A 319-nucleotide genomic window follows, 5' to 3' on the forward strand; every position below is an offset into this window, starting at 1 on the left:
TGGGGCTGCTGCTTCAACCAGCAGGGCACCTACCACCTGTGGGGCTTCAAGGCCGCCGGCGACGCCGGCACCGGCACCCTGACCTCCAGCCCCTTCACCCTCTCGGGCACCGGCACGGTCAGCCTGCTGGTCTCCGGCGGGCAGGACCCGAACAACCTGTACGTCGCTTTGACCACCGCCGACGGCACCGTCCTGCAGAAGACCACCGGCACCAACGACGAGACGTACCGCCGCGTCACCTGGGACGTGCGCGACCGCATCGGCCAGCAGCTGCGGATCAAGGTCGTCGACCAGGCCACCGGCGGCTGGGGCCACATCA

At 69.9% G+C, this 319-nt stretch carries 1 pseudogene; it reads left to right on the forward strand.

From position 1 onward, the window contains the following. Nucleotides 1-319: pseudogene (locus OO48_RS34135) on the forward strand (hypothetical protein); the annotation flags it as partial.

This window comes from Kitasatospora phosalacinea (assembly GCF_000716545.1).
GTDB classification, from domain to species: domain Bacteria; phylum Actinomycetota; class Actinomycetes; order Streptomycetales; family Streptomycetaceae; genus Kitasatospora; species Kitasatospora phosalacinea.